Source organism: Leucobacter rhizosphaerae, from assembly GCF_022919175.1.
GTDB classification, from domain to species: Bacteria; Actinomycetota; Actinomycetes; order Actinomycetales; family Microbacteriaceae; genus Leucobacter; species Leucobacter rhizosphaerae.
In genome coordinates this window covers 1,560,727-1,575,419 of sequence record NZ_CP095043.1, presented here as the reverse complement: position 1 = coordinate 1,575,419, position 14,693 = coordinate 1,560,727, and the positions used below count along the sequence as shown (strand labels likewise).

The following is a 14,693-nucleotide window of genomic DNA, read 5'->3' as shown; positions in this document are numbered from 1 at the left end:
CTTGTGCCGCCCGCAGGCGGCCTCGCTCAGTTCGTGCTGACGACCGGGAAGGTGCCGGTGGGCGTTTCACCCTCGTCGTAGACCGCCGACGGTGCGCCGATCAGCTTCGGGTCGGGGGTACCGACCACCGCGTGATCCTTGTCGGGGTAGTTGAAGCGCGACAGGACCCAGCGCATGGCCTCGAGCCGCGCCCGCTTCTTGTCGTTCGACTTCACGACGGTCCACGGCGCGTGAGGCGTGTCGGTGTAGAAGAACATGGCCTCCTTCGCGGCCGAGTAGTCCTCCCACTTGTCGAGGCTGGCGAGGTCTGTCGGGGAGAGCTTCCACTGCTTGACCCGATCCTGCGATCGCGCCACGAACCGCTCGCGCTGCTCGGCCTTGCCGACCGAGAACCAGAACTTGATGAGGTGCGTGCCGGAGTTCACGAGCATGCGCTCGAACTCGGGGGCGGATCGGGTGAACTCGAGGTACTGCTGCGGGGTGCAGTACCCCATGACGCGCTCGACCCCGGCCCGGTTGTACCAGGAGCGGTCGAAGAGCACGATCTCACCGGCCGAGGGCAGATGCTGCACATAACGCTGGAAGTACCACTGGGTGCGCTCGCGCTCGGTGGGGATCTCGAGCGCGACGACGCGGGCGCCACGGGGGTTCATGTGCTCGGTGAAGCGTTTGATCGCGCCGCCCTTTCCGGCGGCGTCGCGACCCTCGAAGAGGATGACGATGCGCTCCCCGGACTCCTTGACCCACGCCTGCAGCTTCAGCAGCTCGATCTGCAGCTTCCGCTTCTGCTTCTCGTAGTCCTTGCGCGAGATCTTCTCGGAGTAGGGGTACCCCTGACGCCACGCCGCGTCCGGTCCATTGTCGTCCTCGCGCTCATGGCTCAGGAGCTCGCTGATCTCATCGATCTCGGGGGTGACGTCGACCTGACCCGGCTCCGCCAGGTCGAAGGACTCGTGTGCGGAGTCGGGGGTGGAATCGTGTGCCATGCGCGTTCCTTCACTGTGCGGATCGACGGACGCTCGACTGCCCCCGTCATTCCCAGTCTATGGATTCGCCGGAGCATGCCGAGCGTCTTCTGGGTGAATCCTCCAAGCCCCGCGGGGCTATCGGACGAGGCGCGCGATCGCGGCCGACGCCTCCTGGAGCTTCTCGGAGGCGACCTCGCCGCCCTCGGCAGCTGCGGCGGCGACGCAGTGACCGAGGTGGTCGTCGAGGAGGCTCAGAGCGACCCGCTCGAGCGCCTTCGTCGCGGCGGACACCTGCGTGAGGATGTCGATGCAGTAGACATCCTCCTCGACCATCCGGTGCACACCCCGGACCTGGCCCTCCGCGCGGCGCAGCCGCTTGAGGAGTTCGTCCTTGTGGCCGATGTATCCGTGATCGCCGTGATCGGCGTGATCGGTAGTGACGGCGGGGGAGTCCGGGGAGTCGCTCATGTCAGCACTGTACACGCGCGCGGGCTCTGATTCGAGCCGCTGTGCGCGAACACCCGGCGGGGCGACGCGGTCAGGTGGCCGGCGCCGGTGGGCGGCCTCTCCGGGATCGCAGCACGAGCACCGTGCCGCCCGCGATGAGCACGAGCACAGAGGTCCAGATCGCGCCGTAGATGAACCACTCGCCTTCCGTGATCCGTTCGCCGTTGAGCACCGATGCGACGACGAGCAGGGCCGGTTCGAGATAGCTCAGCAACCCGAAGATGCTCATCGTCAGCAGGCGAGACGCCGCGACGTAGAGCACGATCCCGACCCCGGACCAGACGGCGAACAGCGGCGCCGACCACCACAGGCTGGGGTTCTCGGCGGTGGCGGTGCCCCGCACGATCTCGACCATCACGAGGGTGACGGCGAGCGGGACGAGCACGAGGAACTCCCAGAACATCCCACCCATGTGCCCGGTCCCCATCGCGCGCCGGAGCACGAAGTAGAGGGGGTAGCCGAGGGCGACGAGCAGCGTCTCCCAGGACACCCCGCCCACGCGCACGAGCTCCACCGCGACGCCCAGGGCGGCGATGCCGGCGGCGAGCCACTGCCACCAGCTCAACCGGTCGCCGTAGAGGAAGCGGCCCAGCACGATGAGCACCAGTGGGAGGAGGAAGTAGCCGAGCGCGACCTGCAGCCCGCGGCCGTGGAGCGGGGCCCACGTGAACACCCAGAGCTGCGCCGCGATCAGCAGTCCGCAGACCAGGATCCCGAGGAGCAGGAGCGGGCGGCGCCGGATCCGGCGTGCGATCTCGGTGATGAGGTGCCCCTGCCGCACGGCGATGATCGCCAGCAGGATGACGGGGAGCGTGATGAGATTGCGCAGCGCCCAGATGGATTCGGCTGCGGCGGGAGCGAGCAGCGGTGTGACGAAGTAGACGCCCGCGAAGGCGAGGGACGAGCCGACCGACGCGAGTGCGCCGCGGGATCCCTGGGAGAGCTGCCGCGTCACTCCGAGAGCTGGATCGCGCCGATGACTTCCCCGTACGGCGTCTCGCCGATCGGCACGAAGCCGATGAACAGGAAGAACGCCTCGGGGCCGTCCTCGCCGCGCTCCCAGAGCACGGTCAGTCGCTCGACCTCACGGCGACGCGCCTCCTCGATGAGTGCGCGAACCGCGAAGGTACCGACACCCATGCCCTGCGCATCGGCGTCGACGTTGATGCGCCAGAGCGCCGCGCGGAACTCCTCCTGTGGGGCATCCGGATCGAAGTTGCCGTGGATGAAGCCGACGACCCGATCGTTGTCGAGCACCACGCGCTGCCAGGCGGTGTGCGCAGGGGTCACCGCGGCGGCGGCGGCATAGGAGACCGGCGTGACGAACTGCTCCTGGCCCGGCTTCAGGCCGAGCGTGTTGACGGCGACGATGGTGCCGGCGGACAGTTCTTCCAGTCTCAGTGCGCTCATGGGTCCAGGCTAGCGTGTGCCCGCCGATGCGCAAGCACGGGATCCGCCCGCTACGAGCGGTAGGAGAGCGCCGCGCCGACCGCGGCTGCCGGAGACCCGTCGGGGAGGATCCGGATGCGGTCGCTCATGCCGAGGCTCGCGAGGAACGGCGATGCGTCGGCCCATCCGTCCAGGGTGTCGCGGATCCCGTCCAGGAGCGGAGCGCCGAGCATCCTCAGCCCGCCGCCGATCACGAGGGTGTGCGGATCGAACGTCATGACGAGGAGCCGGATCCCGGCCGCGGCCCCCGTCACGAGCAGCGAGAGCGCCTCGACGGCCGCCGGATCCCCGGCCGCCGCGTCGGCGAGCAGCACACGGCCGTCGCCGTCCGGGTGCCAGAACGATTTCAGCGCCGACCCGCTCGCAACGGTCTCGAGGCACCCCGTCTGACCGCACGGGCACGGGCGGCCGAGCGGATCGATCGCGAGGTGACCGATCTCGCCGGTGATTCCGTGGGCCCCCCGCAGCGGCTGATCGTCGATGACGAAGCCCGCGGCGATCCCGGTGCCCAGATTGAGGTACGCGGTGGTGCCGGGGAGCTCCATGAGGTGAGCGGCGCCGATCGCGGCAGCCGTGACGTCGTTGTCGAGTGAGACGGGGAGGCCGATGCGCTCCTGCAGGCGCGCGGCCAGATCCAGCTCGTCGATGCCGATGTTGTAGGCGTGCCGCACGGTACCGAGCTCGTGATCGACCTGACCCGGGATCCCGATTCCGACCGATGACACATCGACGAGCGTGCGTCCGCTGCGCTCGCAGAGCGCGGCGATGGCGCGCTCCGCGGTGCCCAGCACCCCCTCGTCGCCCTGCTCCGTGGGAAACGAGATCCGGGCTTCGACCTGACCGTCGGCGTCGAGCACGAGCGCCTCGGTCTTGGTGCCGCCGATGTCCATGCCGATGTGCGCGGGGCGTGGTGTGGTCATGGGGGCTCCGTCTCTCTCGCGTCGCGCGGCCGGGTCCGGGGCCCGACGGTGGGCGAGCGGGATCAGCACCCGCTCCACCAGCGTAACCGGCAATCAGCGGTTCGCGGATTATCTCGACGTCAAGACAAACTCGCAACCTCGGGTAAGATGGAATGCGGCTCACACATCAAGACATGGGAGAAGCGTTGGCGAAGATCAAGGTTGAAGGTACGGTCGTCGAGCTCGACGGCGACGAGATGACTCGCATCATCTGGCAGTTCATCAAGGACCGCCTGATCCACCCCTATCTCGACCTCACGCTCGAGTACTACGACCTCGGGATCCAGTACCGCGACGAGACCAACGACCAGGTCACGATCGATGCGGCGCACGCCATCCAGAAGCACGGCGTCGGCGTCAAGTGCGCGACGATCACCCCCGACGAGGCGCGCGTCGAGGAGTTCGGCCTGAAGAAGATGTGGCGGAGCCCGAACGGCACGATCCGCAACATCCTCGGCGGCGTGATCTTCCGCGAGCCCATCATCATCTCGAACATCCCGCGTCTGGTGCCGGGCTGGAACAAGCCGATCATCATCGGCCGCCACGCCTTCGGCGACCAGTACCGCGCGACCGATTTCCGCTTCCAGGGCGAGGGCACCCTCACGGTCGAGTTCACCCCGAACGATGGCTCCGAGCCGCAGAAGTTCGAGGTCTTCCAGTCGCCCGGCGACGGCATCGCTCAGGTGCAGTACAACCTCGACGCCTCGATCCGCGACTTCGCGCGCGCCTCACTGAACTACGGTCTGAACCGCAAGTACCCGGTCTACCTCTCCACGAAGAACACGATCCTGAAGGCCTACGACGGCCGCTTCAAGGACATCTTCCAGGAGATTTACGACACCGAGTTCAAGGAGCAGTTCGAGGCCGCGGGCCTCACCTACGAGCACCGCCTCATCGACGACATGGTCGCCTCGGCCATGAAGTGGGAGGGCGGCTACGTCTGGGCCTGCAAGAACTACGACGGCGACGTGCAGTCGGACACCGTTGCGCAGGGCTTCGGCTCGCTCGGCCTCATGACCTCCGTGCTCGCGACGCCGGACGGCAAGGTCGTCGAGGCGGAGGCCGCGCACGGCACCGTGACGCGTCACTACCGGCAGCACCAGCAGGGCAAGCCCACCTCCACGAACCCGATCGCCTCGATCTTCGCGTGGACCCGTGGGCTGCAGCACCGCGGCAAGCTCGACGGCAACGACGCGCTCATCGAGTTCGCGCTGACGCTCGAGGACGTGGTCATCAAGACCGTCGAGTCCGGCAAGATGACCAAGGACCTCGCGCTCCTCGTCGGCCCGGATCAGGCGTTCCTCACGACCGAGGACTTCCTCGCAGCGATCGACGAGAACCTGCAAACGCGCCTGGCGTAGTCAGTTCGGATCTTCCGCGTTTCGCCGCGGGATCACGGGGTCGGTACGTCGGTACCGGCCCCGTTTCGCGTTGCTGCGGGCGTGTCGTGCGATGCCTCCGTGCGGTTGCGTCTCGCCTCGGCCCTGAGCAGGTCGAGCGCCGCGCGGGCCGTCGGAGTGACCGCGACGGCATCGCGCACCACGGCGTGAATGGAGCGTACCGGCGTGGGGTTCACGAGCGGACGGAGCTCGACTCCTGCCGGCGGCTCGACCGCGCCGAGCGCCGGCAGGACCGTGATCCCGATCCCGGCGGACACGAACGCCATCGCGGCGCGGTAGTCGTGCGTCTCGACGTGGAAGGTCGGGCGGAACCCCGCGGCGGCGCACGCGTCGAGCAGCACCTGGCGGCACCAGCCGCGGGTGAAGTCGTTGTCGATCCAGCGTTCAGCGGGGAGGGCGCTCAGCTCCACGCTCGAGGCGGTCGCGAGTGGGTGGCCCGCAGGCAGCGCGACGACGTAGGGCTCGTCGAGCAGGTGGTGCGCGGTGAAGCCGCGCCCCGCCGCGAAGTCGTGCCGTGCGACGACGAGGTGAAGATCCGCGAGTTCGTCCGTGTTCTCCGGGGTGTTGTCGCTGAGCCGCAGATCGAGCCGGACCCCCGGGAAGTCCTCTGAGAGACGCCGCACGACGGGCGGCAGCCAGGCACTGCCGACCGATGCGAAGTAGGCGATCGAGAGTCTGCCCGTGCGGCCTGTGCGCAGGTCGGAGACCAGGGTCTCCGCCTCACCGATCCGGGCGAGCACACCGTCGGCCTCCGCGGCGAGCGTGAGGCCCGCAGCGGTGGGGCGCACGCCTCGCCCGGCGCGTTCGAGCAGCGTGAGTCCGAGCTCCCGCTGCAGCGCGGTGAGGTGCTGACTCACCGCCGACGAGGTGTACCCGAGGTGCGCGGCCGCGGCCTGCACCGAACCGCTGGCAACGACCGAGCGGAAGATGCGGAGACGATGCAGGTCGATCATGCTGCGATACTACAGCTCCACTGAAGTGTCGGATAGGGATATGAACTGGTGCTAATGCGTGACTGGGAGCACCATGAAGTCATGGTCACTTCCACCCCCGTCGCGTCACGGTCCAGTGCGTCACCGAATCGCACGCTGCCGCTGCTGATGGTCGGGGTCACCGTGCTGCTCTGGGCGTCCGCGTTCGTCGTGATCCGTGCCGTGGGTGCCGAGTTCTCGCCCGGTGCACTCGCGCTCGGGCGTCTCGGTGTCGGGGTCATCGCCCTCACCGTGTTCGTCGGCGTTCGGGCGGTGCGATCCGGCACCCTCCCGGTGCTCCCGCGCGGCCGGGTCCTCGCCGTCGCGATCGCCTGGGGCGCCGCGTGGTTCGGAGGCTACAACCTCGCGCTGAACGCAGCCGAGTTGCGGCTCGATGCGGGCACCACCGCACTGCTGGTCAATGTCTCGCCCCTGCTCGTCGCCGTGTTCGCGGGACTTCTGCTCGGCGAGGGGTTCCCGGCGCGACTGATGATCGGCATGTCGGTCGCGCTGCTCGGCGTCGTGGCCATCGCATCGACGACCTGGACGGGGCAGGGTGATGCGACGGGGATGCTGCTCGCCCTGGTGGCGGCGGTCCTGTACGCCGCGAGTGTCATCGTGCAGAAGCGGGTGCTGATTCGCATCGACCCGCTGACGATCACGTGGCTCGGCTGCCTCGTCGGTGCCCTTGTCTGCCTGCCGTTCGCCCCCGAACTCGTCGCAGCGGTCGGGCGTGCACCGCTTCCGTCGATCCTCGGCGTCGTCTACCTCGGGGTGTTCCCGACCGCCATCGCCTTCGCGACCTGGGGCGTCGCGCTGTCGCGGATGAGCGCCGGCCGGCTCGCCGCCTCGACCTATGTCGTGCCACCGATTGTCGTGCTGCTGTCCTGGATGCTCCTCGCCGAGGTTCCGGCGGTTGCGGCGCTCATCGGGGGTGCCGTGTGCCTCGCGGGGGTCGCAGTGGCAACACTGTCCCGGCCACGGGCCTGAATCGCGCGACGCGCAACCGCGATCCCGCACGCGCAGCCCGCGGACGATCGGTCGGATGCCCGGGACTCGGCGTCGGGCGCTCGATCCGCCGTCGGAGCATGATGGAGTCATGACCGTCACCGCACCCGTCCCCACGATCCCGACCGGCCCCGAGCAGGGCCCGGAGCGCCCGCCGCGACTCGCCTACGGGGCGCTCATCACCATGATGCTCACGAGCTTCTTCCTGGTGACCGCCGAGTTCCTGCCGAGCGGCATGCTGACCCGGATCGCCGATGGACTCGACGTCACGACCGGGCAGGCCGGGCAGATGGTCTCGATCACCGCGCTCGCGGGGCTGCTCGCGGCGCCGACCGTCGGAATCCTGCTGCCGCGGCTCGATCGCCGGTCGCTGCTCATGTGGATGTCGATCGCCGCCGCGGTCTCGAACGCGCTGGTCGCGGTCGCGCCGAGCCTCGTGCTGGTGCTCCTCGCCCGCTTCCTCCTGGGGGTGGCGATCTCGGGGTTCTGGGCGATGTCGGTGACCGTGGCCGCGCGCATCGCGGGCCCGGAGCGACTCGGTCGCGCGGTGATGTTCAACTCCGCCGGCGTCTCCCTCGCCACCGTCGCGGGCGTGCCGCTCGGGGTCATGCTGAGCGAGCTCATCGACTGGCGCGGGGTGTTCGGGATCGCCGCGATCCTGAGCGCCGCACTCGCGGTGCAGCTGCGGTTCGTGCTGCCCTCCGTGCCGGCCGCGGGTTCCGCCCGGCTCTCCACCCTCGTTGCAGCGCTCCGCCGACCCGGGATCGGGATCGGCGTGATCGCGAACATCCTCGTGGTGTCGGGACACTTCCTGGCCTACACCTACGTGCGCGTCGCCCTGGAGCGGGTGAGCGACGGCGGTGTGCCCATCGGTGCCGACACGATCGTCGTGCTGCTCGCGCTCTTCGGGCTCGGGGGCCTCATCGGCAACCTGGTGATCGGCATGGTCGTGGATCGCCGCTATCGGGTGCTCGCCGTGCTCACCCCGGTGGTGATCGCGGGGCTGCTGCTGCTCGTGGTCGCCGTGTCCGGCTCGATGTGGGCCACGGGCGCTGCCGTGTTCGTGTGGGGCTTCTTCTTCGCCTCGTGGCTGCTGATCGCGAACACCTGGGTCGGGCACCGGATGCCCGACCAGCTCGAGGCCGGCGGCAGCCTGATCGTGGTCGGCTTCCAGGCCGGCATCATGATCGCCGCAGCCGTGGGCGGCGCGTTGATCGACCTGCTCGGGATCGCGCCGGTGTACGCGGCCGGTGCGGCGCTCCTGCTGATCGGGGCGGTGCTGTTCGGGTGCTCGGATCGGATGTCGGCGCGGCGCGGCCCCTCGGTGTCGCGGGACTGAGCCGCCGGCGGTGGTCGCGGCGGCCGTGCTGCAGGCGGCCGCGCTGCCGATCCGGCGACTCTCGGCCGCGGCCGCGCTGCCGATCCGGCGCGTCTAGGCCGCGGCGGCGCGCAGCGCGGTCGAGCGCCAGGTCGAGGGGCTCAGCCCCACGTGACGCCGGAAGGCTCGGCTGAACCCCTCGTCGGAGCCGTAGCCGATGGCGCGCGACACCTCGGACACGCCGAGTCCGCGGGCCAGCAGGTCCTGCGCCGAGCGGATGCGCACCTCTGCGAGATAGCTCGCGGGCGACGTGCCGGTCGCCGAGCGGAAGCGTGCCGCGAAGACGGAGCGGGACATCGCCCCCGTGCGGGCGAGATCCTCGATGGTCCAGGCGCGAGCCGGATCCGCGTGGATCGCCTCGACCACCCGGTCGAGGAACGGGTCGTTCGTGCGCGACGGCCAGCCGTCGGGCGCACAGCCGTGCAGCACCCAGGCTCGGACCACCGACACGAGCACGGTGTTCGCCATCATGCCGCAGACCACCGGGCTGCCCGCCTGCGTCTCGCACGGCGTCTGGTCGCTGCCGAGCTCGGGCCCGAGGAGCGACGCGAGGGCGGCGACCGCCGGCTCGCTGCCCGCGAGATCCCGAACCGAGAGGAGGTCCGGGAGCAGGCCCAGTACGTGGTGCGACTCCGGCGCGAAGTCGAGCGCGGAGAGGAGCACGAAGGCGTGCTCGGCCACGCGCAGGCTGTGGGGCGCGCCGCCCGTGAACATCAGCGCGTCACCCGCTCTGAAGTCCGAGGTCGCCCCGGCAGGAACGGGGGGCGCGCCCGCCGATGCGTGCGACGCGCCGGATCCCGGTGCCCCGACCGTGACACCTCCCTCGATGATGTAAACGAGCGTGACGCGCGAGCTCGGGATCTCGGTGACCTCACCCGCACGGAGGGTGATCCGATGCTGATGCCGGAGCCGGACGTCGATGTCGGCGAGCACGCGGTCGATCGCGGCGTCCCGGGCATACGGGTCGAGGCGGGGTCCACGCGCGGGTGCGGAGGTCGTCGATTCCATGAGGGGTGGAACGCCGCGATCCGTCGAGCTATTCCGGTACGTCCTCGTGGAGCGGCGGGCTCAGATCCGATCCCTCAGACCCGGCCCGCGAAGCGAATCTGCTCCGCCGTCGCCAGATCGAGGGGCGAGCCTGCCGAGATCGTCATCTCGTCGGTGGTCATCCACACGGTCGCCTGCGTCTCCCACGCGCGCCCCAGGGGCTGCTCCGGAGTCGGTACGCAGCAGATGTTCCCGATGTCGTCGGGGCCGGAGTGCAGCATCGGGGCCAGTTGCGCGGCCGAGGTGATCTCGGGCTCGGCGGCGATCCGCTCGCGGAGCATCTGCAGGCGCTCCTGGGAGTCGGGATCGTTGCGGAAGGTACGCGATCCCGACGCCAGCTCGGGAGAGATGAAGTGGTTCGAGTGGATGAACCAGCGCCCGAGCGGCTCGAGCTCGGCCGCGCCGACCGGGGAGAGTTCGAAGGAGCCGATGCCGTCGGGGCCCACGACCGTGAAGACGGTCGAGGCGCCGACGGGGGCCGTGAGCAGCAGCTCGCGGGCCTCAGCGAGACTGCGGGCCTCGGCGAGCACGCGGTGGCTGACGACGTGGATGGGCACGCGCCCGGCGGCGTCGTCCGAGTGGGACAGGATCGAGATGATGATCCCGACCCCCGCATCGTTGCGACCGATCTTCGCGAGGATCCCGTGCTCCGTGAGCCCGGCGTAGGGGACGGGCGTGCCCGTGACCCGCTGCGCGTGCCAGGCCCGGTTGAGTTCGCGGTGCCAGTCCCAGGTCTGCACCTGCGCCGCGAACGGCTCGGCGATGGCGACGGAGGTGCACTCGTGGCCGAGGGGGTGCGGGGTGGCGGGGCTGGGGGCGGATCCGGGGGCGGATCCGGGGGCGACGAGGAGTTCGGTGCGGGCATTGAGTGCAGCGACGATCGAGAGGTCGAGTTCGGCGCCCTCGGCGATCCCGGCGATCTCCTCCCGCGCCTCTGGCCACCACTCCGCCGTGGCGTCGAGCGACGCGAGGCCGAGTGCGAGCGTATCGGCCTCGGAGCGACCGACTGCGGCGAAGAGCGTGCGGTGGGTGTCCCAGTGATCCCGCACCACGCGGGCGACCTGGCGGCCGCGGTCGATGCCGCGTTCGCGGGGAGTGCTGCCGTGAATGTCGATGCGGATCATGTCGGGGTCCTCTCGAAGTGTTCTCTGCATCGTAGCTCATAAAACGTTTTAGTTTGCTAGGGTGGCCCGTGACAAATCGTTTTATGGCTCAGGGGCGAGCGAGAGCTCCCCCGATCCCGACTCGCCTCAGGGGGCTCCAGCGCATGCACACCTATCCCAGCTACGTCGCACCGTCCGGGCGCGCGATCACCGAGTTCGTGCACCGCAACCCGTTCGCGGTGGTCATCTCGTCGACCGAGGGTGCGCCGCTCGCGACGCACACCCCGATCGTGTTCCCGCCCGGCACCGAGCCGGGGGAGACGCTCGTCGGTACGCGGCTGTGGGGGCACGTCGGTCGGGCGAACGAGCACTGGAAGCTGTTCGCCGAGCGGCCGGAGGTGCTGCTCGTCTTCTCGTCGTCGCACGCCTACGTGTCGCCGAGCAGCTACGAGTTCACGCCGGCCGTGCCGACGCTCGACTACGCCACCGTGCACCTCACGGGGCGGGTCACGGTGCTCGAGGATCCCGAGGCGAACCTCGCGGTCGTGGAGCAGACGGTGCAGCAGTTCGAGGGTCACCGCCGAGAGCCGTGGGATCCGACCGATTCGAAGGACGTCTTCCGGAAGATCCTGAACGGCGTGGTCTCCTTCACGATCGACATCGAGACCGAATCGGCGATGTTCAAGCTCAGTCAGGACATGCCGAGCGACGTGCACGCGCGGGTTCAGCAGGACTTGCGCACGGGCGACCACCGGCACCCCGATGTCGCCGACCTCATGGACGAGGTCGGCGTGACCGCCCTGGAGGATTCCCGGGAGTAGGCGCGCCGGCAGCGGGGCTGCGCGCCAATTACGGCGGAGATCTCAGCAATGGCGGATCCACATGGGGGATGTGGTCCGTTGCGAGTGAGATCTCCGACGTGAGTGGCGGTGGCGGTGGGATGGCGGCGCCAGTGGGGTGTTGGCGCCCAGCGAGGTGGCGGCGCCCGGCGAGGAGCGTGGCGGAGGGACTGGAGGCGCAGCGCGCCGCTCAGCCCGCGTCGCGCTGCGACGAGCGCCGGACGATCAGCTCCGACCGCACGAGCCCGCGACCCGCCGGGTTCTCGCCGCGCGTGATCGCCGCCAGCAGCCCCACCGTGTCGTGCGCCAGCACCTCGGGGCGCAGATTGATCGCGGTGATGGGCGGCTCGGCGGTCCGGGTCTGGTCCGCGTCGGTGCCGCAGGCGAGCAGGTAGTCGTCGGGGGCGGTGAGCCCGCGCTCGCGCATCGCCTCCTGGATGCCGGCGGCGTGGCGCCCGGTGAGGGAGTAGATCGCGTCGGGCGCGCCGTCGGCGAGGAGGTCCGGGACCAGCTCCCGGCCGCCGGCCTCGCCGCGCCCCTCCGGGAGGCGGAACAGGCGCTCGGCCTGCCCGTTGCGCGCGCACCAGTCCCGGTAGGCCGACTCGGCGTCCGCGTTCCAGGAGTTGTCGTCCTGACCGCCCACGAACGCGATCGTGCGCGCGCCCTGGTCCGCGAGGTGGGTGAGGGCCTGCAGGGTCGCGTCGACATCGTCGGAGGCGACCCAGTTGCTCGCGTCGGGTTTGCCCGGGTCGCGGCCGAGGGTGACGTAGGGGATCGACCGGGATTCGAGGAGCGCGACCACCGGATCGTTGCGGACCGGATCCGTCACGATGTAGCCGTCGAGAGAGAAGGCGAGCGGGGTGACCGGACCCTTCACGAGGTCGGCGACCTGCATGAGGCTGAGGCCGTGGTCGAGCGCGCTCACGGCGGCGGCTCCCGCGAAGCGGAGGAAGTAGTCGACGCCGGGCGGGCTGTAGTTCTCGAGGGCATCGAGGGGGCGCAGCACGATGCCGATGACCCCGATCTGGGATCGCCGGAGCCCGCGCGCGAGGGCGTCGGCTCGGTAGCCCATCGATGCGGCGATCTCGCGGATCCGGATCCGCGTCTCCTCCGAGAGTGTGCCCTTGTCGTTGAGCGCGTGCGACACCGCCGTGATGGAGACTCCGGCGCGTGCGGCAACGTCTTTGATGGTGACGTTGCGATGTCCGGCCATGGTGCCTCCTCGGGGCTCTCACACGAGACTAGCGGGATTCCGCCAAGTAAATCGATGTATATCCCATCACTGCAGCTTGCATAAAACGATTTATGTCTGTACGTTGATCATCCAAGGCGCCCCACAGGCGGGTGACGCCTCGGCGGAGCGCATCGCAGCACCCGCCCCACCACATGTGTCGAAGGAGTCAGTACGGTGATGAAACAGAATCGAACCCGCGCCCGAGCGGCCACCGGTACCGCGCTTGCACTGGGTCTCGCGTGCGTGCTGAGCTCGTGCGCCGCACCCGCGTCGGAGTCGGGATCCGCGACGCAGACCGAGGCGGCCCCCGGCTTCCTCGCGGTCGCCGACGACGCGCTCACGGGCAGCGGCGCGCTCACCGTGCAGCTCGACTACGACACGAGCGAGGCGGACGGCCTCGACCCGCAGACCGCGCAGACGGCGCGCTCCTGGATGATCATGGGCCTCGTCTACGAAACGCTCGTCACCACCGATGAGAACTTCGAGATCCAGCCGGGGCTTGCCACCGCCTGGGAGCAGCCGGATGACACCACCTACGTCTTCACCATCGACACCGCGGCCACGTTCTCGAATGGCCGCGCGCTGACCCCGGAGGACGTCGTCGGCAGCCTGCAGCGCCAGATGGAGAGCCTGAGCGTCTGGTCGGGCCAGATGGGCCCCGTCGAGTCGATCGAGGCGACCGGCGCCGACCAGGTCACCGTGAAGCTGAGCGAGCCCTACGCGCCGTTCCTCGCCGCCCTCGCCAACACGCCCGCCGCGATCCTGCCCATGCAAGAGGTGAACGACGGCAGCGTCGACCTCACCACGACCATGCTCGGCACCGGCCCCTACCTGGTCGACGCGCACCGCCAGGACGAGTCCTGGACCTTCACGGCGAACCCCGAGTGGCGCGGCGGCGACGACCTCGCCGTGCAGACGCTCGAACTGCAGATCGTCGACCAGGAGTCGACCCGTCAGGCCGCCCTGCGCGAGGGCAGCGCGGGTCTCGCGAACTTCGTGAGCATCGACGCGCTGACCCAGCTCGCCGACGCGCCCGACGCCCGCGTGCTCAACCAGTCGCAGAGCGATTTCTACTACGTGAACGTCAACTCGCAGACGCCCGGCTCGCCGCTCGAGGATCAGGACGTGCGCTTCGCGATCAACACCGCGATCGACCGCCAGGCGATCGCCGACATCGTGTTCGCGGGTGAGACCGCGCCCACCGGCGTCACCCCCTCGAACCTGCCGGGCGCGTGCTCGGTCGACGCACTGCCGTCGGAGCAGGCGACGATCGAGGACGCGAAGAAGATCATCGAGGAGTCGGGTGCCGGCGACACGACGCTGAACATGGTCGTCTACACCTCGGAGCCCGTGATGGGCCAGATCGCCCAGCTCATCCAGCAGCAGCTCGACGAGATCGGCGTCACCGTCGAGATCGAGCAGTTCGACACCGCCACCTACAACGCGCGCGTCTTCGGCGCCCCGGCCGACTTCGACCTCTCGGTCGGCTGGTTCGCGGGCTACGTCGATCCGTCGATGGTGACCAAGTGGTGGAACCCCGAGCAGGCGCTCTTCAACGCCGGCTACACCGGGGTCCACGAGGATCTGAACGAGCTCATCACCGCGGGGGCGAGCGAGACCGACCCCGAGGCGCGCGCCGAGGTCTTCACCGAGCTCTGCGCCACGGCCGATGAGTACTCGGAGATCGTGCCGCTTGTGCACCGTCCCTCGATCGTCGGCTTCGACACCGCAGCGCTGAGCCCGACCATCCAGAGCAACGAGGGCTACGGTAACATCCTGCGCGACATCACCGAGTACCGCCTCCCGGCCGCAGAGTAACCACCGAGAGCC

At 69.6% G+C, this 14,693-nt stretch carries 14 protein-coding genes; 5 read left to right on the top strand and 9 right to left on the bottom strand.

Annotated elements, in window-relative coordinates; genetic code table 11:
• Window positions 1-26 precede the first annotated feature (26 nt).
• From ppk2 to MUN76_RS07195, 5 genes are all read right to left on the bottom strand, one after another.
• Window positions 27-986 (bottom strand): polyphosphate kinase 2, encoded by a 960-nt coding sequence (ppk2, locus tag MUN76_RS07215; RefSeq protein ID WP_244688428.1) that lies wholly within the window; start codon window positions 984-986, stop codon window positions 27-29.
• 117 nt (window positions 987-1,103) lie between these two features.
• Window positions 1,104-1,436, bottom strand: a complete 333-nt coding sequence (locus MUN76_RS07210) for a metal-sensitive transcriptional regulator (protein ID WP_244688426.1) — start codon at window positions 1,434-1,436, stop codon at window positions 1,104-1,106.
• Window positions 1,437-1,506: 70 nt separating this feature from the next.
• Window positions 1,507-2,430, bottom strand: coding sequence for an EamA family transporter RarD (gene rarD / locus MUN76_RS07205; protein WP_244688424.1), 924 nt, complete (start codon window positions 2,428-2,430; stop codon window positions 1,507-1,509).
• Window positions 2,427-2,885: a GNAT family N-acetyltransferase gene (locus tag MUN76_RS07200; protein WP_244688422.1), complete on the bottom strand. Its 459-nt coding sequence runs from the start codon at window positions 2,883-2,885 to the stop codon at window positions 2,427-2,429. Before MUN76_RS07200 ends, rarD begins: the two co-directional genes overlap by 4 nt.
• Before the next feature lie 50 nt (window positions 2,886-2,935).
• The gene (locus tag MUN76_RS07195) at window positions 2,936-3,844 is read right to left on the bottom strand and encodes an ROK family protein (protein ID WP_244688420.1); all 909 of its coding nucleotides are present in this window, start codon (window positions 3,842-3,844) and stop codon (window positions 2,936-2,938) included.
• A gap of 185 nt (window positions 3,845-4,029) precedes the next feature.
• Between MUN76_RS07195 and MUN76_RS07190 the strand changes: the two genes are divergently transcribed.
• Window positions 4,030-5,244 (top strand): NADP-dependent isocitrate dehydrogenase, encoded by a 1,215-nt coding sequence (locus tag MUN76_RS07190; protein WP_244688702.1) that lies wholly within the window; start codon window positions 4,030-4,032, stop codon window positions 5,242-5,244.
• Between the two features lie 32 nt (window positions 5,245-5,276).
• Here the strand turns inward: MUN76_RS07190 and MUN76_RS07185 are convergent, their stop codons facing one another.
• Window positions 5,277-6,236 (bottom strand): LysR family transcriptional regulator, encoded by a 960-nt coding sequence (locus MUN76_RS07185; RefSeq protein ID WP_244688418.1) that lies wholly within the window; start codon window positions 6,234-6,236, stop codon window positions 5,277-5,279.
• Between the two features lie 81 nt (window positions 6,237-6,317).
• Between MUN76_RS07185 and MUN76_RS07180 the strand changes: the two genes are divergently transcribed.
• On the top strand, window positions 6,318-7,244 hold the full coding sequence (locus MUN76_RS07180) for a DMT family transporter (protein ID WP_244688416.1): 927 nt from the start codon (window positions 6,318-6,320) through the stop codon (window positions 7,242-7,244).
• 109 nt (window positions 7,245-7,353) lie between these two features.
• Window positions 7,354-8,601, top strand: a complete 1,248-nt coding sequence (locus MUN76_RS07175; RefSeq protein WP_244688414.1) for an MFS transporter — start codon at window positions 7,354-7,356, stop codon at window positions 8,599-8,601.
• A 93-nt stretch (window positions 8,602-8,694) separates the two neighbouring features.
• Here the strand turns inward: MUN76_RS07175 and MUN76_RS07170 are convergent, their stop codons facing one another.
• Window positions 8,695-9,648, bottom strand: a complete 954-nt coding sequence (locus MUN76_RS07170; RefSeq protein ID WP_244688412.1) for a helix-turn-helix domain-containing protein — start codon at window positions 9,646-9,648, stop codon at window positions 8,695-8,697.
• Between the two features lie 74 nt (window positions 9,649-9,722).
• Entirely contained in the window at window positions 9,723-10,811 is a 1,089-nt protein-coding gene (locus MUN76_RS07165) for a C45 family autoproteolytic acyltransferase/hydrolase (protein ID WP_244688410.1), read from the bottom strand.
• A 143-nt stretch (window positions 10,812-10,954) separates the two neighbouring features.
• Between MUN76_RS07165 and MUN76_RS07160 the strand changes: the two genes are divergently transcribed.
• Window positions 10,955-11,611 carry an FMN-binding negative transcriptional regulator gene (locus MUN76_RS07160; protein WP_244688408.1) on the top strand — a complete coding sequence of 219 codons (657 nt, stop codon included), beginning with the start codon at window positions 10,955-10,957 and terminating at the stop codon, window positions 11,609-11,611.
• A gap of 208 nt (window positions 11,612-11,819) precedes the next feature.
• Here the strand turns inward: MUN76_RS07160 and MUN76_RS07155 are convergent, their stop codons facing one another.
• The gene (locus MUN76_RS07155; protein WP_244688406.1) at window positions 11,820-12,842 is read right to left on the bottom strand and encodes a LacI family DNA-binding transcriptional regulator; all 1,023 of its coding nucleotides are present in this window, start codon (window positions 12,840-12,842) and stop codon (window positions 11,820-11,822) included.
• 198 nt (window positions 12,843-13,040) lie between these two features.
• Here MUN76_RS07155 and MUN76_RS07150 point away from each other — a divergent pair, with 198 nt between their 5' ends.
• A complete protein-coding gene (locus MUN76_RS07150; protein WP_244688404.1) occupies window positions 13,041-14,681 on the top strand; it encodes an ABC transporter substrate-binding protein in 1,641 nt (546 codons plus the stop codon).
• Window positions 14,682-14,693 lie beyond the last annotated feature (12 nt).